Source organism: Polyangium jinanense (assembly GCF_028435365.1).
In genome coordinates, this window is the sequence record NZ_JAGTJJ010000070.1 from 15,795 (window position 1) to 37,604 (window position 21,810).

The following is a 21,810-nucleotide window of genomic DNA, read 5'->3' on the forward strand; positions in this document are numbered from 1 at the left end:
AGCGGCCCCACGTCACTCCCGCGGCGCTGGCGGCAGCGACTTCAGCGTGAGGCGCCGGATTTGCTCGCGCACGATCGGATCGTGCGGGCGCATCTCGCGTGCTCGCTCGAAGAGCAGACGTGCGCGTGCTGGTTTGTCTGCTTCGCCTTCCCAGCGTGCGGCGAACTCGATGAGTCGCTCGAACCGCATCGTGTCGCTCGGCAGCGCTGCGATCAGACGTTCCTCGGCGCTCATCACGCCGCGCCAGTCGCGCTCCGATGCGCAGAGCTGGAGCAGCGATTCGAGTGCGGGGAGGTGCCCCGGCCGGAGTGCGAGTGCCTTCTCGAAGTCCGAGATCGCGTCTTCGGGTTGGCCGTGCCGCGACCGGAGCTCGCCGATGCGCACGTACATCTCGGCGCGCGAGTGCGGATCACCTCCTGGCCCGAGCACCGAAAGCGCCTTGCGGAATGCGTTGATCGCGCCGTTCACTTCGCCCTGCGACGCGAGCAGCTCGCCCTCGACGGTGTACCGCGCGAAGGGAGAGATCTCGCGGCCTGAGATCGGGCTCGAGATCGGGCCATCTCTGCCGATGCTCGAGGAGCTGCTGCTCGTCATCGGTGGGGGCGGCAGCGAGGCGCCTGGCGGCGCGGCGAGTGGACGCGCGAGTGGGATGACGCGCGGGATGCTGCCCCAGTCCTCGCTCTCGCCGGTCCAGGTGAGATCGACGTCGGCAGGCGGCGGCGGCGGGTGGAACGTGCGCGGCGGGCGCGGCAGCGCGAGCGAGACCTCGGCAGGCGGCGGCGGCAGCACGGGCGGCAGCGCGGGCGGCGGCGGCGCCGGCGGAATCACGGGCGGCGGCGCGGGCGTCACGCTGCGCGGGAGCACGTCGAGACGCGGCGCGGGCATCGTGGAGGTCGAGTCGCGCCGGCCTGGTTTGCCAGGGGCGAGCTCGAAGCTCACCTTCGCCCGCGCGTGGTGCAAGCACGGCACCGACTCGCGCAGCTTGCTCGCGAGCCGATCGAAGAGACCACGTGAGGTCAAGGCCCGTCCGCTCGGCAGCGCGTCGAGCTCGGCGACGATCGCCTGCGCGAGCGGCAAGCTTGCGGTGTCGGCCGTGCGCGGGCGCGCGCCGAGGAGCAGCTCGACGCCGCTCGTTGTCGGATCGGTTGCTGCTTCGGCTGCGCGCACGAGCACCTCGGCGCGTGTGGGATCGAGGCCGAGCTTCGTGTCGGCGAGCTCGAGCACGACGAGCTTTGGTCCGGGCGCGCCGTCGCGCAGCACGGCCACGACGTCCGCGAGTGCGTCGCCGACGGTGGGGTTCTGCGGATCGAGGGACAGGAAGAGCTCGCCGTCGATGGAGAGCAGCGCAGGGCACGCCACGTAGAGCATCACGGGGTCGCGGAAGCTCGGCCCGCGCTCGGCGAGCAGGGCCTCGATCTGCTCGGCCAGGTCGCGGCCGGGATCGGCCTCCACGACCTCGAACGCGGCGTCGTCGCGACCGAGGCGGCTTCGGAGCTGCCCTGCGCCCGTAGCCGCAAGGGACGCGCTCGTGGCGCCTTCCTGCGCAGAAATCGCGGTGATCAAGAGTCGCATCGGGCCCGTGTCCTCGGGGTTGGTCGCTGTGGATGGCGAATTTACCAGGGATCGGCTCGGATCTCTCGATTTCAAAGAGAGCACGGGAACGGCAGCCTCGGAGCCGCGGGCGCTGGTAAGATGGGCCGCGGGTCCCGTCATGCACCACGCCGTCGAGCTCTTCGTGTCTTCCGCCCCCGGGGATCAGGCGATCCGCGAGGAGCTCTGCGCGCGGCTCGCGGCCTTCGTCGACGCCGGGATCGTACGGGAATCCGTACCGGCGGCCCCCCCGCCGGACACGCGCACCCTCCTCCACACGGCCGACGTCATCGTGGTGCTCGTGAGCCCCGAGGCCTTCACGTCCGGCTCGATCGTGGAGGCGACGCTACGCGAGGGGCTCACGATGGAGCGTGACAAGCGGGCCGTGGTGATCCCGCTCCGCGCCCGCGCGGGCGCTCCGGAGCAAGCCGGCCTGCTTGCGGATCGCACCATCTACCCGCGTGATGGACGCGCCCTCGACGACCCCGAGCACCGCGACGAGATCTTCCGCGAGGCCATTGCCGGTGTGCTCACGGGCGTCACCCTCTGCCACGTCATGGTCGGAGATTACCTGCTCGAAGACGAGCGCGAGGCCGCGGCCGCGGCCTCCTTCCAGCGCGGGATGACGCTCGCCGAGCGCCTCGCCGGGGACGCGCCCGACGATCAGGATCATCGCACCCTCGTCGCGATCACCCGTGACCGCTACGCCGACGCGCTGCTCGCGGCCGGCGACGGCCACGGCGCGCTCGCGGCGTACAAGGAGGCCCTCGTCGTGCGGGATCGGCTGGCGCACGACGCGCCGGACGACATCGCCCGCCGCCGCGCGCTCGCGCGCTGTCACGAGAGCATCGGCGAGGTGCTGCGCGCGATGGGCGAGAAGCCCGACGCGCTCGCGGCCTACCGCGCCTGCCTCGCGCTGCGCGAGGACCTCGCCGACGCCACGTACGACGACGAGGCGCGGCGTGACCTCTACGCGACGTATGGCCGCATCGGCCACGTCCTCCGCGCGATGGGGGATCTGCGTGGCGCGCTCGACGCGTTCCGCACCGGCCTCAAGCTCGCCGCGCGGCTCGCGGCCGAGCAGCCGGACATGGCGGCGATCCAGGGGGATCACGCGCTCTTTTGCTTCCGCGCGGCCACGGTGCTCGCGGAGGGCACGTCGGCCGAGCGACTGGAGGCGCGCTCGCTCTTGCGCCGCGCGCTCGCGATTTACCGCGTCCTCGAAGAACGAGAGCTCCTCACGGAGGCGCAGGCGATCTGGCCGCCGGCCGTCGAGGCGCTGCTCATCACGCTCGGCACATGACTTGACGCCCGCGCCCCGGGGCGCTTCCGTCGATGCTCATGAGCACCGGACGTTTTGCGGGCAAGGTTGTCCTCGTGACGGGGGCGGGCAGCGGCATCGGGCGGGCGACGGCGGTCGCGTTCGCGAAGGAGGGCGCGGACCTCGTGCTCTGCGACGTCAACGAGGCGACGCTCGACGAGGCTGCCGCCGCCGTGCGCGCGCAGGGCCGGAGCGTGCTCACGCGCAAGGTCGACGTGTCGAGCGCCGCGGCCATGCAGAGCTTCGCGGACGAGGTGCACGCTTCGTTTCCTGCGGTCGACGTGCTCGTCAACAACGCTGGCGTCGCGGTCACGGGCGGCCTGCGCGACACCACGCTCGAGGACTGGAACTGGGTGATGGGCATCAACGTGATGGGCGTCGTGCACGGCTGTCACTTCTTCGTGCCGCGCATGATCGAGCGCGGCCGTGGCGGCCACGTCGTCAACATCGCCTCGGCCGCGGGCCTCGCGGGCAGCCGCCTGCTCGTCGCGTACTCCACGACGAAGTTCGCCGTCGTCGGCTTCTCCGAGTCGCTACGCGCCGACCTGCGCCGCCACCGCATCGGCGTCACTGCGATCTGCCCCGGGTTCATCCGGACGAACATCAACGAGGCGGGCCGCCGCCGCGGCCGCTGGGCCGAGCCTGCGGCGGTGGAGCGCTCGCGCCGCTTGATGGAGCGCGGCGCCTCGCCGGAGCTCGTGGCCGAGAAGATCCTGAACGCCGTCGAACGCGACCAGGGCCTCGTCCCTGTGACGAAGGAGGCGCACCTCATTTATGCGCTCAAACGTTCGTCGCCGGCGCTCCTCGCCGCCGTTTGGCGTCGCCTCGAAGCCTGGCAAGCGCCCGAGCTCTGAGGACGGGTCTCTTCTCGAGGCCGCCGCGCCGGGGCTCCGCCCCGGGCCCCGCGGGGGCTGTTCGCCCCTCGACCCGAACCAGGGCAAGCCCTGGACTCGGGTGGAAGAACTGCGCATCGCGCAGTTCTTCCAACGGGCCCGTGGGAAGGCGTTGCCGCTTGAAACGGCAGGGCTGCTGTCTCGAGTGGCAGGGTCGCTCCTGGTCTTGACTCGGCCTGTTCGATGAACTGCGCATCGCGCAGTTCATCGACCTCGGGTCCAGCGCTTGCGCTGGTCCGGGTCCAGGGGCGGATAGCCCCGGTGGGGCCTGGGGCAACGCCCCAGCGAAGCGGCCCCCGATGAGACCACGCCTGGCACGCCACGTGTAGCGTTGGTCTCTCGCGCGCAACTGGGGGCGAATGCGCGCGGGAGGCACGGTCAGTCATGCGCATCGCGATGATCTCGACTCCATTCATCCGCATGCCGCCCATCGGCTACGGCGGGACCGAGCTCTTCTGCTACGAGCTCGCCGAAGAACTCGAAACACGCGGCCACGCGGTCACGGTGTTCACGACGGGCGACTCCATCACGAGTTGCCACAAGCGCGCGCTCTACCATCGCCCCGTCTGGCCTCCCACGGCCGCCGACGAGCTCAACCACGTCGCGTGGGCGTTCTCCGAGATCGCGCGCAGCCACTTCGACGTCGTCCACCTGAACAGCCCGCTCGGCGTCACGCTCTCGGCCTTCGTGAGTGTGCCGATCGTGTACACGCTGCACCATCACCGCGAAGAATCTTTCTCCCGGATCTTCGCCTCGCACCCGCAGATCTCCTACGTGGCGATCAGCCAGCGTCAGCTCGACCTCGAGGTCCCGCTGCTCCGCGCGCGCGTCATCCACCACGGCGTCTCGCCGGGCCGGTACCCGCCGAGCCTCCACGACCACGGCTACCTCGCGCACATCGGACGCTACTGCGAGGAGAAAGGCACGCACCTCGCGCTCGACGTCGCGCGCCTCGCGCGCATGCCCATCCACCTCGGAGGCCGCACGCATCCGCAGGATCGAGCGTTCTTCGAGGAGCAGATCGCGCCGCGGCTCGATCTCCCGGGCGTCGTCGACCATGGAGAAGTCGACCACGAGCAGAAAGTTCGGCTGCTATCGGGCGCGCGTGCGCTCGTCTGTCCTCTCCTCTGGGAGGAGCCGTTTGGCCTCGTCGCCGTCGAGGCCATGCTCTCTGGCACGCCCGTGATCGGCTTTGCGCGCGGGTCCTTCCCCGAAATCATCGACGAGGGCGTCACCGGCTTCCTCGTCCCTCCGGACGACCTCGAGGCCCTCGCCCACATCGCTCGTTCGCCCGAGCTCGCGCGCTTCGACCGGGCCCGGTGCGCGAGCCACGCCCGCGACCGCTTCACCACCTCGGTCATGACGACCGCGTACGAGTCCGTTTACCGCCGTGCCGCCAGGGGCGGAAGCGCCGCGCGCGCGCGTGTCGCATGAGTGGTACGTTCCCGGTGGACAACGAGGCGCATCTCGACTGAAGTCGCATGCATGCGCTGGTTCGTCACTCCAATCGTTTGCGTCGTCCTCGCGGGCTGCGGGGCGACGCCACCTGCAGGCGGGTCGGGACCGAACGAGCCCACGACGGGGCCCGTGACCACGGGAGAGCCAACGTCCTCCGAAGCGAAGCCGGCGGAAGCGAAGCCGGCGGAGGGCATACCGAAGGCCCCGGACCCGGACACCGTCCCGCTCTCGGGCACGCTCACGAACGAGCAGATCCAGGCGGCGGTGAACGAGAACGTGAAGGCGTTCGACGGCTGTTACTCGCTCGGCGTGGACAAGGAAGGCAAGCTCGCCGGCACGGTCACGATACAAGCGACCGTCGGTCCGCTCGGCACGGTGAACGAGGCGAGCGTGAAGAACTCGACCGTGAAGAACCCGAAGGTCGAGGATTGCGTGCGCAAGGCGTTCAAGACGACCAAGTTCCCGCGCCCGGCCGGCGGCGGAACGGTGATGATCACCTACCCGATGACGTTCGGCGGCGAGACCGTCATCAAGAAGTGAGCGGGTCCGCGCCTAGAGCATCGACCGGTTCGATGCTCGGAAGATCGCGAAGCGATCTTCCCTCGGGGGGTGAATCGTCCGGGCTTTGCCCGGACGAGAGGGGGACGCGAGGCGTCCCCCTCGGGACAAGAGAGCTAGAACATCGAGCGGTTGCAAACCGATCGATGTTCTAGCAGCGCGGACAAGGCCCTCCTCGGCGTTCCTCAGAAGCAAGGACAGCCGGCGAGATTGGCCACGCACGTGCACATGACCTGACAATGCGGGGCCGCGAGGTCGAGGCTCACGGCGCGCCCGTCGATCGTCGCCTCGACATGCGCCTCGAGCGTCGACGCGTCGCTCTGCGTGACGACCACCTCGCCGCTGTCCGCGATCAGATCTTCCTTGCCAGCCGCCGAGAAGCGCCGTGTGCGCACCACGGCGACGCAGCTCCCGTCGTGCGGAACAGGCGGGAGGTCCGGACCGGAGCTGATCTTGCAGGTCCCGGGGAGCTCGCCCAAAAGCTCCACCTTCAGGAACGAGACCGGCGTCCCATTCTCCTCGAGCACGTTCTCCACCTCGAGGAAGTACGAGCATGAATCGGGTTCCGCGAAGCCGATGATCGAATACCCGTCGGGCTTCTCCACTTGCTCGATATAAATCCCGCCGAAGGCAGACGAGGCGACGCAGAGCTCCCCCTCCTCTGCCACAGGCAGCGTCGCGCAGCTATCGGCCCCGCCCGCTCCGCTTGTCACGCCCTTTTCCGGCTCGCTTTCACACCCCATCACGATCGCGACGGCAACGATCGCAAGCCCAAGATACGCATTGAATGCCATGCGCGCGCCGCTTTGCACGAGGCGTGCCCACAAAAAGACGGCGGTTTTTCCAGTTCGAGCCCACGGTCTCCCCCTGACAACGCTGTCCGTGCCCTGACGGTGCTGTCAGGGGCCCCTGGTTCCCTGGGAACCACGATTTGCCGAGGAACATCCCGGGAAACGTGCGCGGCCGAGCGTCATAGGATAAGAAGGTCGCCGAACCTCTGGAGCCTCTCATGCGTTCTCTCTCGCTCACGCTCGTGTCGTTTGCTCTCCTCGCCTGTGGTGGCGCGTCGTCGTCCACGCCGCCTGCCTCTTCCTCGCAGGAAGGGTCCGCCGTGGTCATTGCGGGCAGCCCTCCGGCATCCGACGCGCTCGTGGCGGCCATCCGCTCGGCGAAGATCCCGCCCGGCGAGTGTAGTGGCATGCAGCAAGCGACGCTGGGCGCGGAGTACGCCGCGCAGGCGAACGTGATGAAAGAGCTCGCGCAGAGCCTCTCGGTGCCCTTCCTGGAGCAAGGCGAATGCAAGCCCGCGCAGGAAGAGGATACCGCGCGCCTCGCCGTCCCCGTCGCGGGCGCCGCCTGGTACTGCGTGGTGCACGCAAGCCCGGACTGGCGCAAGGCGCCCGAGCCGAAGGAGGGCGAAGAGGAGGGCGGCTCGAACTTCGCGATTGGCTTTGCGCTCGATGAAAAGGGGAAGTTGCTGCCGGAATCGATCCACTGTGTCGCCGCGGGCTGACGGTCAGACGAGCGCGCGGCGCAGCGCCTCGATTTGACGCGCGCGGAAGGTCTTCACGACGTTCGCGCGCCGCAACACATCGAAGCCGTGAAAGGCACCCGGGACGATTTCGAGCTCGACGGGGACGCCGGCGGCTTCGAGTCGCTTCGCGTATTCGACGTCTTCGTCATGGAAGAGGTCGAAGGTCCCCACGCCAATCCAGGTGGGCGGCAAACCTGCGAGAGATTCGGCGCGCGCGGGCGCGGCGTACACCGGCACGTCCGCCCCGCCGGGCTCGCGCCCGAGGTACGACGTCCATCCGAAGCGGTTGCTCCCCGCATTCCAGAGCCGATGATTCGTGCCGTCGATGGTCTTGCCCACCGTCCGGTCGTCGAGCATCGGATACACGAGGAGCTGGAATGCGACGGGGATCTCCTTCCGGTCACGCGCGAGGAGCGTGAGCCCGGCCGCGAGTCCACCACCGGCGCTCGCGCCCGCAATGACGATGCGGTCCGTACGCACGCCGAGGGCCGGAGCGTTCGCGTGAATCCACGCGAGCGCCGCATACAGGTCGTCCAGAGCGGCGGGAAAGGGATGCTCCGGTGCGAGGCGATACGACGGCGCGACGACGGTCATCCCGAGCTCACGCGCGAACGTCGCCGCCCCCTCGTCGTCCTGCGCGGGCGAGCCCATGATGAAGCCGCCGCCGTGAATCCACAGCATCGCCGGCATGGGCTGCGTGACGCCTTCGGGCACGAAGACACGCGCCGTGCGGGCGCCCGGAATGTCACGAAGGAACGCGCGCACGCCCGGCGTGCTGCGCGGCGCGCCCGTGTCTCGAGCGAGCCGGCGCACGACCTTCAAAAGCCGAGGGCCGGCGGTGATGCGGGGCAAAAAGCGCGCGACGAGGGCCAGGTCAGGATGGAAGTTGCTCATGGCGTTTCCTCGTTTACCTCACAATCGGCCATCGGCGCCGGGCACCGGTGCGTGGATGGCGAATCCCTCCGTGCAAGGGGGATCGCCATCCACGCCGTGGGAAAGAACGGGCAGCGTTACGCGCTCTCTTCGAGCCGCAGCGCCGCGCCCGGACAAACGGTGACCGCTTCCTGCACCGCCTTGTATTGCTCCGGCGGCGGCGTCTCGTCGAGCAGCACCACGATCCCGTCGTCACGCTGATCGAAGACCTTCGGCGCGACCATCACGCACTGCCCCGCGCCACAGCATTTTTCGTATTCCACGAGCACGCGCATTCCCATGACAAACCTTCTTTCGTTTTTTTTTCCGAACGCTCATTTCGCTGGCGTGAACGGCGCCATCCACAACCCGGCGAGCGCGTCCACGAGCCCCACGCCCGCGGCCTCCCAGGAGGCGCGCGGCGTGGGTGTCCCCGCGTGCAACGCTCGCTCTCGCTCGGCGCACATGTGCACGATGATCTGCCGGCTCATGTCGGCCCGCTCCTCGCGCACCTCCGCAGGTAAGATCGGCAAGAGCCGCTCGAAGACTTTCGTCGTCTCCCGCATCGACGGCGAGGCAACCGTCTCGTCGTGCACGAGCTTCCACAACGCCGGATCCGTGGTCACCTGCGCGAGAAACCGCGCATGCCAGCTCGCAGGGCCCAGCGACGCGAGGTGCTCCGTGATCGGCAAGACGAGGCAAGCAAGCCCATCACGGAGCTCCAAGGAACCCTTGAACTTCGCCAGCATCTCCTCGCGCCGCCGCTCGATGGGTGGGGCATGCCGACGCACGATCGCGAGTACGAGGTCGTTCTTCGTCCCGAAGTGATACCCGACCGCGAAGTTGTTCGCCTGTCCGGCCGCCTCGCTCACCTGACGATTCGAGACCGCCGCCACGCCGTGCTCCGCAAAGAGCTTCTCCGCCGCGGCCAGGATGACCTCGCGCGTCTCGCTCCCGTGCGTCTGCCTCACCCTCGAGCCGGCCATGCTCACCAGCGTACCAGAACCTTCTCGATCCCGCCGACAAGAAGCCCTTCACGCCGCGGCAGCTCCTCCGGTTTCACCGCGAGATCGAGCGTCGGCAGCCGCTTGAGGAGCACCTGCAGCGTGGTCTGGAGCTCCGTCCGCGCGAGCGCCTGCCCCAGGCACGAATGCGCGCCCGCGCCGAAGGTGATGTGCGCGTTCGGCGTACGATCGAGCTTCATTTCGCTCGCGCCTTCGAAGAACGACTCGTCGCGGTTCGCCGAGGACATGCTGCAGATCACGGTCGTCCCGCGCGGGAGCGGCTGGCCCGCGACCTCGGTGTCCTCCGAGATGAACCGAGGCAAACCGAAGCCCATGTTCGCGTCGAAGCGCAGCGATTCCTCCACGGCCGTGCGGATGAGCGAGGGATTTGCGAGGAGTCGCTCCCAGCGGCTCCGATCCGAGAGCAGCATCGACATCATCTTCCCGATCATGTTCGAGGTCGTCTCGTGCCCGGCCACCAGGATCCCCTGGGCCGTCATGATCAGCTCGCGCTCGGTGAGCACGTCCTCCTTGTCCGTGGCCGTGATGAGCTCGCTCAAGAGGTCATCGCCGGGGTTTGCCCGCTTCGCGGCAATGTGGCCCATGAGGAAATGGGCAAACTCCATCTGGGCCTGGTTGACCTCCTCCTGGGTGAACTGCGTCATGGTGAGCATCGCATTGGACCAGTACGCGAGTTTCTCGCGGTCGGTCACGGCGATGCCGAGCAGATCGGCGATGACCCAGACGGGAAGCGGGAACGCGAAGTCGCTCACGAGATCCGCCGGCGGGCCTTTTTTGACCATCTCGTCGACGAGGTGGTTGGCCATCGTCTCGATCTTCGTCTGCAGCGCCTGAATCCGCTTCACCGTGAACGCGCGGTTGATGAGCCGCCGCCACCGTTGATGCGACTCGCCACCCGCCAAGGACGCCGCCTCGGGGTTTTCGAAGACGCTCCCTCCCTCGTTCGTCGTGATCCGCGCCGCGCCGTCCTGCGCGAGGTTGCGGGAAAACCGCGGGTCCGAGAGCACCTGGCGGACATCGTTGTACCGCGTGAGCAACACCGCCTTGTCCCCGCTCGGCAGCCGGACGTGGGCCACCGGGCACCCCTGCCGCAAACGATCCCACTCCGCAGGCGGCTCCAGAGCCGACGGCGCACGGAGAGGATAATCCAAGACCTGATCGCTGCTTTCGCTGCTCATGGGAAGATAACCTCCGCGTTCGGTTCTAAGGCACGCGACTTAGGAAGTCAAGTGACTTAACGCGAGGCCAGGAAACCGCCGCGCCGGGGCGCTGCCCCGGGCCCCGCGGGGGCTGTTCGCCCCTCGACCCGAACCAGGGCAAGCCCTGGACCTCAGGGGGAAGAACTGCGCGATGCGCAGTTCTTCCCACAGCAGCGCTGCGGTTTTGGTCGGCAGGGTCATCGTGGCCTGTTCGCAGAACTGCGCATCGTGCAGTTCTGCGACCCCGGGTCCAGCGCTTGCGCTGGTCCGGGTCCAGGGGTGGACAACCCCTGGTCGGGGTCCGGGGTGAAACCCCGGCGCTACGCTGCGGCCCGCCTCTCAAGGCGTGCTGCTGGGATCCGCCGGATCGCTCCCGGCGTCGTGCTCGTCGCCGTCGCGGAACCCGTCCTCGTCGCGGTCGAGCCCCAGACGCTCGCCCGAGCCGGGCGGCGTGCAGGTATAGGTCAGCGGCAGGTCGAGCAGGAAGGACACGAGGCGGAGCGTCGCGTCCGCCATCGGGGGAGAGCTCGCGCGATTGCTCGTGAACAGACCGCCGCCGGCGTAGAGGTAGCCGACTTCGCTGCCGAGCAGGTGTCCCTTCACGACGAGATCACATTCCCCGGCCTCGGCGCGGCTGCGCAGCAGATTGAGACGGGCGTGCACGGCTGCGTTGCTCGCGTGGGACAACGTCACCTGCTGCCCGACGATCGGCGCCATGTTGGAATCGAAGGCGAGCAGGAACGACTCGACCTGCCGGCGCAAGAGCTGGCCGCTCGGACCGACCGGGAATCCCTCGGGGTTGAATTCGCTCTCGCCGAAGCCGAAATGCATGAATCGGAAGATCGTGTCGATCATGCCGTCGTGCAGATAGCCGAAGCCGCGCACCTGATCGCCCATGAAACCATTGTCGCCCGGCTCGATCCCTGGCGCCTCGGCCATGCCGAACATCCCGACCTTCTGGTAGAGATTGCGGAAATGGGGGACCTTCATCGTCTGCGGCGTCCCCTCGAAGGTGCTCAGGCCCATCGTGCCGAAGAAACCGGGCGCCTCGCTTCCCGGATTGCCGGTGGGATCGAGGGTGTGGCATCCCTCGCAGCTATGCGTGACGTCGGACAGGGGGCCGGTGAAGAACGCCTTCCCCGCTTGCTGGTCCGGGGTGAGGGAGTTGTCGAGGTTGCGGATCGGATTCGGCGGATAGGTGATGCGCAGGACGAAATCCGTGAATGCGTCCATGTCCGCCTCGGAGAGCTCGGTGTCGCGCCCGAGCAGCTCCACGAAGGCGGGGTTGAATTTCTTGAATGCCGCGAACTCGTCGAAGATCCCGCTGTCTGGCTGGACCGACGGGGCGTCGTTCCCGCCGGTGCGGTCGCCGCGCCAGTGCATCGGGCCGTGGTTTGCCATGCCGCGTAGGCTCTGGGTGGTCATGGGGCCCTTCAGCGGACGATAGTTGGGATTGCCGGGATCCTCGACGAGGAAGGGCCCCGGGTTCGTCACGGTGACCGCGTCGGGATTACCCAGGTCCCAGGCCAGGCTATCGAAATCGCCGAATACGTGGCAGCTCGCGCAGGACGAATCCCCGTGGCTGGAGGAGAATTTTGCGTCATAGAGGAACCTCCGGCCATGGGTGATGCTGGGCGGCTCGGGGTTGTGCATCGGCAGGTGGGCCGCCTCGGCGCGCGCGACGGTGTCGATGACGGAGATTGCGTTGTCGAAGGAGGTCAGCGCATAGAGACGGCCGCGCGCTTGATCGAGCACGAGCCCCGTGGGCCCCCCGCCCGAGACGGGGATATGGTCCGCTGCCGAGGGCGTGAACGTGTCGTTCTCCAGGGCCGCGGTATTGAAAATGCCGATCTTGCCGGAGCCCAGGGCGGCCACGTAGAGCGTCGCGCCATTGCTAGTGATGGCCATGCTCTGCGGGAGCGCGAGGCTCCGCTCGTTCTCCGTGCTCGGCAAGGGCGCGCAGCAGGTCGCGTAATCGACGTGCTTGTTGAGGTGCCGCGGGGCCACGCCGCCCGGGCCAAGCACCGTGATACGGCTCTCGTGCAGGTGTCCGCGCAGCGTCTCGCCCGCATAGATCCCCGGGCCCTCGAACCGCTTGTCGTTCTGCGCGTCGGTGTTGGTGACGTAGACCTTCCCGTTTACCGGGTTGACGATCATGTTGTAGAGAATGGTGCCGACGCCGGTATAAAATCCCGACGAACCTGCCAGTTGTGCCGGGGGATTGGCGAGGGCGTCGATGACGAAAACGTCCTTGTCGGGCAGCGAGAAGCGCACCTCGTCGTCCCAGGTGCGGCCGATCGAATCGACCCAGTTGGCGCCGTTGTGCTTGACGATGACGCTGGTCTCGGGCTGCGGGAGGCCCTCGAAGTTCGTATTGGGCGCGGGCACGCCTCCGGCCGATTCACCTCCGTCGGGCACCAGGAGGTCGCTGACGACCGTGGTTCGGTTGCCGGAGTGGAAGGCGGCCGCATATACCTTGGAACCGTCGGGGGAGACGGCGAGCGCGCGCGGCGTGTCGCTGAAGAGGGTCAGGATGGTGAGCGGCGTCCCGCCGAGGGGCGCGCCCAGCGCATTGGCATCGAATACCCAGACGTCGGCGCGGCCGACGCCGGGCGTGGCGAGCTGGGGATCGCTCGGGCGATTCTGGCCCCGGTGGGCCGTCGTGATGAACGCGCGCCGGCGGCCTGGCCCTCCGAAGACGATATCGCGAGGCTCGTCCCCCACGAGCAACGTTCGCACCACCCGCCCGTGCGCCGGATCGCTCACGTCGACGACGCTGACGCTATCCGAGAGATGATTGACGACCCACACCTCGTTATCGTTCCTCGCCGCGACGGCGACGGGCTCGAGTCCCACGGGCACCGAGCCGACGTGTGATAGGCCGCTCATTTGGACGCGGAAGATCTCCAGGCGACCATCCGGGGTATTGACCGCGAAGAGGTGTTTGCCATCGGCCGAAAGCGCGAGGGGACGCACTTGACCGCTTTCAAAAAGTGTGTACGACGGGGCGGCGTGGGCGAGGGTGGAGGCGGCGAGGGGGACGGCGAGCCCGGCAATCGCGAGGGCTTTGCGCAGCAATCCAGATCCAGTCATCACCTTTTCCTTGCGAGTGTCGCGGGGCGGACCCCGGCGCTGCGCCGGAGCGCGTGCTCGACTCCGCTCTGCAGCGTGCTACGGGTGACGAGGCCACGCAAATCGGTCCCGAGCTCGACGAGCGTGCGCGCGATTTCCGGCCGGATGCCAGTGAGCACGACCTCCGCCCCGAGGAGCGAAACGGCCTGCGCGGCCTGGAGCAGCCCATTGGCGACCTCCGCATCCACCACGGGGACGCCGGTCACGTCGAGGATGGCGACCGCCGCTCGATGCGCCATCACCCCCTCGAGCAATGTCTCGATGACCTGCTGCGCGCGCTTACTGTTCACGGTACCGATAAGCGGCATGACCACCACGCTTTCGGCGATGGGGATGAGCGGCGTCGACAGGGCACGCAGGGTCTCCTCCTGCATGCGAATGATCTCCGCCTGGAGGCGCATGTTCTCGGCCTCGGCGCGCTGCGTCTGCTCAATGGCCTGCTTTGCCCGCAGCTGCGAGGTGACGTCGATGTTGAACTCGACCACGTACTCGGTGCCGTCGTCGCCCGGGATCGGGATATAGGTGGTCTCGGTCCACACCACGCGATCGTCGACGGTCGCCAGGGTGGACCCCGAGGTATCGTAGGAAGTCGGCGGCATCGTGATGTTCGTGTGCTCGGCAGCCGCCTGCTCGAAATTGGCGACGAATCCCATCGATATCGATGCCGGATCGGTCAGGATGTTGAACTTCCCGATGATCTCGTCCTTCACACCCCCGATGACGTCCAGGGAATTGCGGTTCATCGCCACCGACAGGCCATCCCGCCGGTAGACGCCCAGGCCCACGGGGATGGCTTCGAAGATCTTACGATACGGAACGCGGCGCTCGTGCTCGGTGAGGGTATCCTCCAGCACCTCGCGCTCGGCGAGCGCACGTTCGAGCACGTTCACCCGCGCGCGCAGGGCCGCGTTCTCGGCTCGTAGGGCTTCGTAGGTCGGCTCGTCGTTCACGCTCGTCCTCTCTCCATGGCAGTCACGGCCAACATGCTCGGTTGGACCTGCATAGGGCCAGACTTCGGCAACGTACAGTATCCGAAATCAATGCTGGCGAGAAAGGAGATCTGCGCGGGCGGGACGAATGCAAAGCGACAAACGATTGACGCTCACACGTGGCGTCTGGTTTCCCGGAATTCTGGGTGTGCTCACGCTCCCGCTAGAGCGACAGCTCTGCCACCCCGTCCTGGAACCTTATCCTTGCGAGCATCAGCTTCTCTTGCAGCGCCACGAGATCAATCGTCGCCTTCGAGATCCGATCACTCACCTCCTGCATTTTCTTCTCCAAGTTCTGCATCAGGGGTCCCCCGCTCTTCACCATCTTCAGCGTCACGACCTGCGCGTGCAGCTCGTCCAATCGCTGCCGATACTCGGCGAGCTGCTCGCGGGTCGTCGTGATCCGCTGCTCCAGGTTCGCCATTTCCTTGTGCAGCTCCAGGAGCGCCCCCACGCTCTCCTTCAGCTTCCCGCTCGCCGCCGGGCCCGACAGATACACCCGCACCATCTCCATCCCCACCTCGTTGCGCAGATCCGTCGTCCGGAAGACCGGCGTCTCCTCGTCGATATCGACGTCCACCTTCTGGCCCGGCTCGATCTCCACTTTGAACAGATACGACTCGCCCATCCGCTCCTGCGAAGGCGGCGCCTTGGCCAATGTATACCCCTTCGCCACGGTATGCCGCACGTACACCGTCGCCTTGTCCTGCGACCGGTTCGTCATGACGAGCGTCTTTCTCCGCGTATGTTTCACCTCCGTCGAAAACACGCCCCGCTGCACCGAAAGGATCCGCGTGATCGCGTCGGCCTCGTCGTCCTTTCGCTCCACCACGATCTGCCGGTCGAGCGCGAAGGGGATGAATGCGAACGAGCGCGCCGGGATCGGATCACTCATGCCCTCGCCGATGAACCGGCCTTCGCCGAACACCGTCACCGGCCCGCTCTCCAGCACCGAATCCGTCGGGTTCTTCAGGCGCACCGCCTTGAACGGGAACGTCGCATTGCCGCGCGTGCTCTCCGGATCGTAGAAATACACGAAGCCGCCGTCGGTCTCCGTGCTCAGGATCGAGACCATCGCGCTCGTCGTGCGGGGCACGGTCATCGGTATGGTCGATTCGAAGTGCGCCGTGCCGATCGGCTCGGCGCTCGCCTCCTCGGCCGGCGATAGGCTTGCCGTCTTCTGCATTTGCGCCTCGGTGTCGACCGACTCCACGATGCTCACGCCGCCCTTGCGCCCCTCCTGCAGCCCATTGCCCACCGCCGCAATCTGCGAAGCCGGCAGCCCCGCACGGATGAGCTGCTCGCGCGCTCGGTTTGCCCGCTGGAGCGAGGCGGCCTGTTTGTCGGCATCCTTCGCGTCGGCATATCCCTCCACGACGATCTGCTTCTTGTTGCTCCGATATTTGGCCGCGAGCTGCTCGATCTGGATCTGCTCCATCGTCTTCGGCGGCGGAGGAGGCGGCGGCTGCGCCGGCTCCGCGGGCGCGGCCTGCGCCCCGGGCGCGACGCCGGCGAGCGACTCGAACGAGCGGGTGGGAATGCTCCTCGTGAAATCCGAGCTGGCCGCGGTGCGGCTGCTCCCCACATCGATCGTCGGCGGCCTCCCGGCCACGACGACCTCCTCGCTCGCGCTCAACCCGTCGACGACGTAGCCACTCTCGGGACTCGTACTCCCCCCGACATTCGCGACATTCGCGAGCTTCGTGTCGTCGAGATTCGCGAGAATGCGCTTCCCAGGCTGCCCCGGCTGCCCCCCGTGCGTCGCCCCGCCCATCGGAGGCGCCTGCGCGAAGAGGCCGTCCGATTGCAACGTTTCTCGCTCGACCACGCGGATCGTTCGCAGATCGAAGCGGAACGAGAGCGCCGAGCTCGACCCGACCCCGAGCTTGACCTGATTCCAGTCCTCACCCGAGGTGTTGTCGACGACGGCCCACGCATCGACCTTCATCTTCCCGTCCTTGCCGACGGAGATGCGATAACTCGGCTTCCACGAGGGCGCCTCGGTCACGTACGAGAGCCGGAGCTTGTGCGGCCGCGCGCCCTGGAGCTGGATCTCCATGTTGACGAGGTTTCCCCCCTGCCCATCGTATTGCTGCCCGGCATACCCCGATCCCACGGTCGGATACGCGATCGGCGCGGGTTTGCCCGTGGTCGCGTCGATCACGGTGAGCGATTTCAAGAAATCGTCGACCTTGTCGTCGGGCACGCTGAGGCGGAGCGAATCCCCGTCGATCTCCGCGTACCGCTCGAAGTACGCGACGCCATTGCGGTACACGACGACACGCCCGAGCGTGGTGTCGCTCCGGACGAAGCTCGTGGCATTGCTACAGCCGAGAAGGCAAAAGAGCGAGAGGGGGGCGAGAACGTTGCGCATCGGGACACCTCGGTCGAGACGGTTGCGGGGGCCCTCAGCAGCGATCGTGCCATCCCGCTCTCCCGCGCGATCACGACGGTTTCTCGCCGCGTCCTCCACGGGCGTGGACCCGCGGTCGACAGGTGTGGACTCGTTGTCGACAGATCAGCGGGGCGGCCCGGAGACGCGGCGCTCGCAGGCCTCTTGCTCGGCCCGCGCCGTGGCTTCCGGCACGTTGAGAAGCGCGATCCGCCGCTCGACCGACATGCAGTACGTCGTCGCCGACCACAACTTCGGATCGAGGGCGCCGGTCAGCGGCTCGAGGTCGGTCCACACCCACGCGGCCTTGTCGTCCGAAGCCGTGACGAGCCGCTTCCCGTCGGGGCTGAACACCGCCGAATTCAGCACGAAATCGGATCCCCGCAACACGAGCGGCTCGCCGCTCCCGTCCGCATTCCAGATCCGTACCGTCTTGTCCTGCGAGGCCGTGACGATCCGCTTCCCATCCGGACTCCACTCGGCCGAATTGACCCAGTGCTGATGCCCTTCGAGGACGAGCGGCGTCCCCGTCCCATCGGCATTCCAGACCCGCGCCGTCCGGTCGTGCGAGGCCGTGACGATCCGCGTCCCATCCGGGCTAAACACCGCGCTCCGCACGTTCCCCTGGTGGTCGAGCAAGAGCAGCGGCTCACCGCTTCCATCCGCGTAAAACACCCGAACAGCCTTGTCGCGGGACGCCGTCACGACGCGCTGGCCGTCGGGGCTCCACGACGCCACATTGACTGCGGCCTGATGGCCCTGCAAAACGAGCGGCGCGCCGCTCCCGTCGGCATTCCAGATCCGCGCCGTCTTGTCCTCGGAAGCCGTGACGATACGTTTCCCGTCCGGGCTCCACGAGGCGGATTTCACCGTGGCCAGATGGCCCCGAAGCACGAACGGCTCGCCGCTGCCATCGGCATTCCAGATCCGCGCCGTCTTGTCCTCGGAGGCCGTGACGATACGTTTCCCATCCGGGCTCCATTCCGCCCAGTGGACCACATTTTCATGGCCGCGCAAAACCAGGGGTTTGCCCGCGCCGTCCGCATTCCATACCCGGGCCGTGTTGTCCCACGAGGCCGTCACGATATGCCGGCCGTCGGGGCTGAAGGACGCCCGGTAGACCATACGCTGGTGCCCTTTGAGCAGCAATGGTCTGCCCGCGCCGTCCGCGCTCCAGACCCGCGCCGTCTTGTCCGAGGAGACGGTCACGACGAACTGGCCATCGGGGCTGTACGAGGCCCTTTGAATGGCGTCCTCGTGGCCACGGAACACCAGCGGATCCCCCGAGTTCTCCGCGGTCATGAGGCGCAGGCCCTCATTCTGGAAGGCCGTGAGGATCCGCTCGCCCTCGGAGGTGAACGCGAGTGCATACACGCCGTCCTTCTGGCCCGTGAGCACCTGGGGCTCGCCCGAGCCGTCCGCATTCCACACCCGAAGGGTCCTGTCCCACGAGGCCGTGACGATGTGCTCGCCGTCGGGCCGGAATGTCGCCGAATTGACCGCCGCGAGGTGGCCCCGAAACACCACGGGTTCGCCCGAGCCGTCCGCATTCCAGACCCGCGCCGTCCTGTCCTCGGAGGCCGTGACGACACGCGCGCCGTCGGGGCTGAAGGCCGCGGAGCGCAAGCTTTGCTCGTGCCCGCGGAGGATCACGGGCTCGCCCGTACCGTCGCTCCGCCAGATGCGCGCCGTCCGGTCCCGCGACGCCGAGACGAGCCGCGTGCCGTCGGGGCTCCACGTCACGGTTCGGACCGCGTCCTCGTGGCCCAAAAGGGTCATCGGGCGGCCCGAGCCGTCGGCATTCCAGATCCGTATGGTCTTGTCCCACGATGCCCCCGCGATGCGGCGGCCGTCGGGACTCCATGCGACCGATTGCACGGTTTCCTGGCCCCGCAGCAGCAAGGGCTCGCCGCGGCCGTCGGCATTCCACACGCGAACGATTCCGTCCTCCGACGCGGTGGCGATCCGTTTGCCATCGGGGCTGTAGGCCGCGGACATGACGAGGGCCGGATGCACGAGCACCACGCGGGCCGGTCCGCTCTGGAGCGCCCAGCGCGCGAGCTCCGAAAAGCCACGTGGCACCTCGGGCGGCTCGACCTCGCGCAAAAGGGCGAGCACCGTCGTCGGATCCCCCGAGAGCTCGCGCGCCGCGGCGATACGCGTCGCATTCCGCGCCTGCCTCGCCTCGGCCTGCGCGCGCGCCGCCTCCGCGTCCGCGTGCGACGCCTGCTGATCGGCGCGCCGTGCATGCTCCCCGGCGCGGAGGGCCAGGTACGATACGACGACCGTGATCGCGCAGAGCGCCGCAATGGCGCCCATTGCCACCCGCCGCCGCAAGCTCCGCTCGCGATCCGCCAGCGCCACGACGGCGAGGAGATATCGCTCCTCGCGCCGGCCGAGCCGGAACGGCGCGCCCGCTCCCTGCGCGGCGCGGCGGCGCGCGAGCCATTGCCTCGCTTCCTCGGCAGCTCTATCCCGCCAAACGAGCCCTTCGGCCTCTGCGCTCGCGTCCCATTGCTGGGCCGCGGCGCGCAGGCGCGAAAGGAATTGCGCGTCCTTCTCGTTCTCGTCGAGCCAGTGCCGGAGCTTTGCCCACCGCTCGACCAGCGATTCGTGGACGATCTCGACCGTCGACCCCTCCCAATCGCCGCCCGTCTCGATGACGAGGAGCCGCGCGGCGGCGAGGTGCTGCACGACCTGCTCCGTGGCATCGGCGCCCTCGGACAGCTCACGAAGCTCGGCCAAGCTCACGAGCGCGCGCGTGCGCTCGGGCGTAACGAGCCGCAGCAGAATCGACCGGGCGAGCGCCTGCTCCGGCCCTGAAAGCGTCGCGAGCACCGCATCCGCGTGTGTGGAAAGCGCCCCCGCGACGCCGCCGAGCGCGCGATAACTCTCGCGGGACAGAAGCTTGTGCTCGCGATCCCGCGCCTCCCACAACTTCGTCGCCGTGAACTGCAAAAGGGGCAAGGCGCTCCGCGTGTTCTCCAGGGTATCGAGCATCTGCTCGACGAGCTCGTCTCCCTCGAATCGATACCCCGCCGCCTCGATGGGCTTCGTGAGCGCCGCGCGCAGCCCCTCACGGCCGAGCTGTGGCAAGAAGACGAGCCCGCGCGTCACCTCGGTCATGAAAGGGCGATTGTCGACGAGCCGATCCAGAAAATCCGAACGCATGGCGAGCACCACGCGCAGCGGCGAGGATGCGTCGTCGGCCGCGCCTTCGAGGCAGGCGATGAACCCCTTCCATTCGTCCGAGCTCGCGCCGAGGGTATAAAGCTCCTCGAATTGATCGACAAAAAGCAGAATGTGATGGTCCTGCCCCGCGCGGCGGCACCGCGCGCGAAGCCGGGCGCCGAAGTAGCCGGGGCGGCTGCGGAGCATCGCCGCGAGCTCCTCGGCGTCGGTGGTGGGGGGCACGCTCCCTCGAAGGTCGATGGGCGGGTCGGCGATCTGGACCAGCACATCGGCGAGCGCGGTGAGCGGCTTTCGACCTGGGCGCAGAATGAAGGCTTCCCAGGTGCCCCCCGAGCGCTTCAATGCAGGGAGGATCCCGGCCCGCACGAACGACGATTTGCCCGCGCCGGAGGGCCCGGCCACGACCACGAGCTGCTGGTTGCGCAGGCGCCCGAGCACACCCGCGATGTCGCGCTCACGCCCGAAAAACCGCGCGGCATCCGACTCCTGAAACGCCGAAAGGCCGGCGAACGGATTGTCGTCGTCGGACAGCACCACCGTGGTTGGCTCGTCGACGAGGGATTCGAGCGCCGTGAGCAGCTCCCGCGCCGAACCGATACGCTCCGTTTTGCGTTTCTTCAGACATCGATCGATGAGCGTGCCGAGGGCCCCGAGGTCCGGGCGTGATTCCAGCACGCTCGGCATCGGCAATTCGAGGACCTGGACGCCGACGAGCCGCGCCATGCTCACCGGCGCGAGCGGGTGCGCGCCCGTGACGAGCTCGTGCAGGATGACCCCGGCGGCCCAGACGTCGCATTGTGGATCGACGTCGAGCCCCAGCCATTGCTCGGGCGACATGTACGGCGGCGTGCCGACCACGCTCCCGTCCTCCGTCGTCGTGAGATCATCGCCCGGACGCGGCGGCGCGATCTTCATCGTCCCGGTATTGTCGAGCGTGAAGCGCTTGGCGATTCCGAAATCGAGCACCTTCACCTGCCCGCCCTCGGTCAGGAGGATGTTCTCCGGTTTGAGATCCCGGTGCACGATGCCCATTTCATGCGCGCAGACGAGCGCGCGCAGGACGGGAATCATGAGCTCCGCCGCGACGCTCGGCGAGACCCCGCTCGAACGCTCGCGCCCCGTCATCCACGCCCGGAGCGTGCGGCCTTCGAGGTATTCGAGCACCATGTAGGGATATCCCTCGAGCTCGTCGACCTCGTACACGACCACGATGCTCTCGTGCTTGCAGCGCGCCGTGGCTCGCGCCTCGGCCAGAAACCTCCCGGCGCGTTTGCCCGTGTACCCCACGAGCAGCTTGATCGCGCAGAGCCGCGCGAGCCTCGTATCACGCGCCAAAAACACCCGCCCCATGCCGCCCTGGCCGAGCTCGCGGATGATCTCGTACTGCTTGATGACGCTGCCCGGCTGGAGCGACAGCGACTCCACCGGAATCGCGGGCGCGCCGAAAGCGATCGGCGGCGACGTCGCCGAGACCGTCGAGCGGGAGGGCGGCTCCGGATTGGGGCCGGTCATGGCCCGTGCGGTCCGGGCGAACGCGGGATCGGCCTCCGGCTCCCTCTTGGGAGCTTCTCCCGAGCGACCGCGCTGGCTCTCCGGATGGCCCTCCATGCGATCC

The 21,810-nt window shown here is 68.0% G+C and carries 15 protein-coding genes; 5 read left to right on the plus strand and 10 right to left on the minus strand.

All coding sequences use genetic code 11. The annotated features are described in order from the left end of the window. Positions 1–12: 12 nt before the first annotated feature. Positions 13–1,572, minus strand: coding sequence for a tetratricopeptide repeat protein (locus tag KEG57_RS48135; RefSeq protein WP_272427807.1), 1,560 nt, complete (start codon positions 1,570–1,572; stop codon positions 13–15). Between the two features lie 139 nt (positions 1,573–1,711). Here KEG57_RS48135 and KEG57_RS48140 point away from each other — a divergent pair, with 139 nt between their 5' ends. From KEG57_RS48140 to KEG57_RS48155, 4 genes are all read left to right on the plus strand, one after another. Next, positions 1,712–2,893 (plus strand): tetratricopeptide repeat protein, encoded by a 1,182-nt coding sequence (locus KEG57_RS48140; RefSeq protein ID WP_272427806.1) that lies wholly within the window; start codon positions 1,712–1,714, stop codon positions 2,891–2,893. A gap of 38 nt (positions 2,894–2,931) precedes the next feature. Further along, a complete protein-coding gene (locus tag KEG57_RS48145; protein WP_272427805.1) occupies positions 2,932–3,765 on the plus strand; it encodes an SDR family NAD(P)-dependent oxidoreductase in 834 nt (277 codons plus the stop codon). A 423-nt stretch (positions 3,766–4,188) separates the two neighbouring features. Further along, positions 4,189–5,238: a glycosyltransferase family 4 protein gene (locus tag KEG57_RS48150; RefSeq protein ID WP_272427804.1), complete on the plus strand. Its 1,050-nt coding sequence runs from the start codon at positions 4,189–4,191 to the stop codon at positions 5,236–5,238. A 51-nt stretch (positions 5,239–5,289) separates the two neighbouring features. Beyond that, entirely contained in the window at positions 5,290–5,802 is a 513-nt protein-coding gene (locus KEG57_RS48155) for an AgmX/PglI C-terminal domain-containing protein (protein WP_272427803.1), read from the plus strand. A 203-nt stretch (positions 5,803–6,005) separates the two neighbouring features. Here KEG57_RS48155 and KEG57_RS48160 read toward each other — a convergent pair whose 3' ends face one another. Further along, on the minus strand, positions 6,006–6,614 hold the full coding sequence (locus KEG57_RS48160) for a hypothetical protein (protein WP_272427802.1): 609 nt from the start codon (positions 6,612–6,614) through the stop codon (positions 6,006–6,008). Between the two features lie 215 nt (positions 6,615–6,829). Here KEG57_RS48160 and KEG57_RS48165 point away from each other — a divergent pair, with 215 nt between their 5' ends. Further along, positions 6,830–7,333, plus strand: coding sequence for a hypothetical protein (locus KEG57_RS48165; RefSeq protein ID WP_272427801.1), 504 nt, complete (start codon positions 6,830–6,832; stop codon positions 7,331–7,333). Between the two features lie 3 nt (positions 7,334–7,336). Here KEG57_RS48165 and KEG57_RS48170 read toward each other — a convergent pair whose 3' ends face one another. The 8 genes from KEG57_RS48170 to KEG57_RS48205 all read right to left on the minus strand — a co-directional run bounded on the left by KEG57_RS48170 (position 7,337) and on the right by KEG57_RS48205 (position 21,707). Continuing rightward, positions 7,337–8,248 carry an alpha/beta hydrolase gene (locus tag KEG57_RS48170; RefSeq protein WP_272427800.1) on the minus strand — a complete coding sequence of 304 codons (912 nt, stop codon included), beginning with the start codon at positions 8,246–8,248 and terminating at the stop codon, positions 7,337–7,339. Between the two features lie 116 nt (positions 8,249–8,364). Then, positions 8,365–8,568, minus strand: a complete 204-nt coding sequence (locus tag KEG57_RS48175; protein ID WP_272427799.1) for a ferredoxin — start codon at positions 8,566–8,568, stop codon at positions 8,365–8,367. A 33-nt stretch (positions 8,569–8,601) separates the two neighbouring features. Then, complete coding sequence (locus KEG57_RS48180; protein WP_272427798.1) at positions 8,602–9,252, minus strand: TetR/AcrR family transcriptional regulator; 651 nt, start codon at positions 9,250–9,252, stop codon at positions 8,602–8,604. 2 nt (positions 9,253–9,254) lie between these two features. Further along, positions 9,255–10,469, minus strand: a complete 1,215-nt coding sequence (locus KEG57_RS48185; protein ID WP_272427797.1) for a cytochrome P450 — start codon at positions 10,467–10,469, stop codon at positions 9,255–9,257. A 360-nt stretch (positions 10,470–10,829) separates the two neighbouring features. Beyond that, on the minus strand, positions 10,830–13,583 hold the full coding sequence (locus tag KEG57_RS48190; protein WP_272427796.1) for a beta-propeller fold lactonase family protein: 2,754 nt from the start codon (positions 13,581–13,583) through the stop codon (positions 10,830–10,832). Further along, a complete protein-coding gene (locus KEG57_RS55975; RefSeq protein ID WP_272427795.1) occupies positions 13,583–14,572 on the minus strand; it encodes an STAS domain-containing protein in 990 nt (329 codons plus the stop codon). The genes KEG57_RS48190 and KEG57_RS55975 overlap by 1 nt, the downstream gene beginning before the upstream one ends. Before the next feature lie 202 nt (positions 14,573–14,774). Further along, on the minus strand, positions 14,775–16,985 hold the full coding sequence (locus tag KEG57_RS48200) for a DUF4139 domain-containing protein (RefSeq protein WP_272427794.1): 2,211 nt from the start codon (positions 16,983–16,985) through the stop codon (positions 14,775–14,777). A 144-nt stretch (positions 16,986–17,129) separates the two neighbouring features. Continuing rightward, entirely contained in the window at positions 17,130–21,707 is a 4,578-nt protein-coding gene (locus KEG57_RS48205) for an nSTAND1 domain-containing NTPase (RefSeq protein ID WP_272459772.1), read from the minus strand. Between the last annotated feature and the right edge of the window lie 103 nt (positions 21,708–21,810).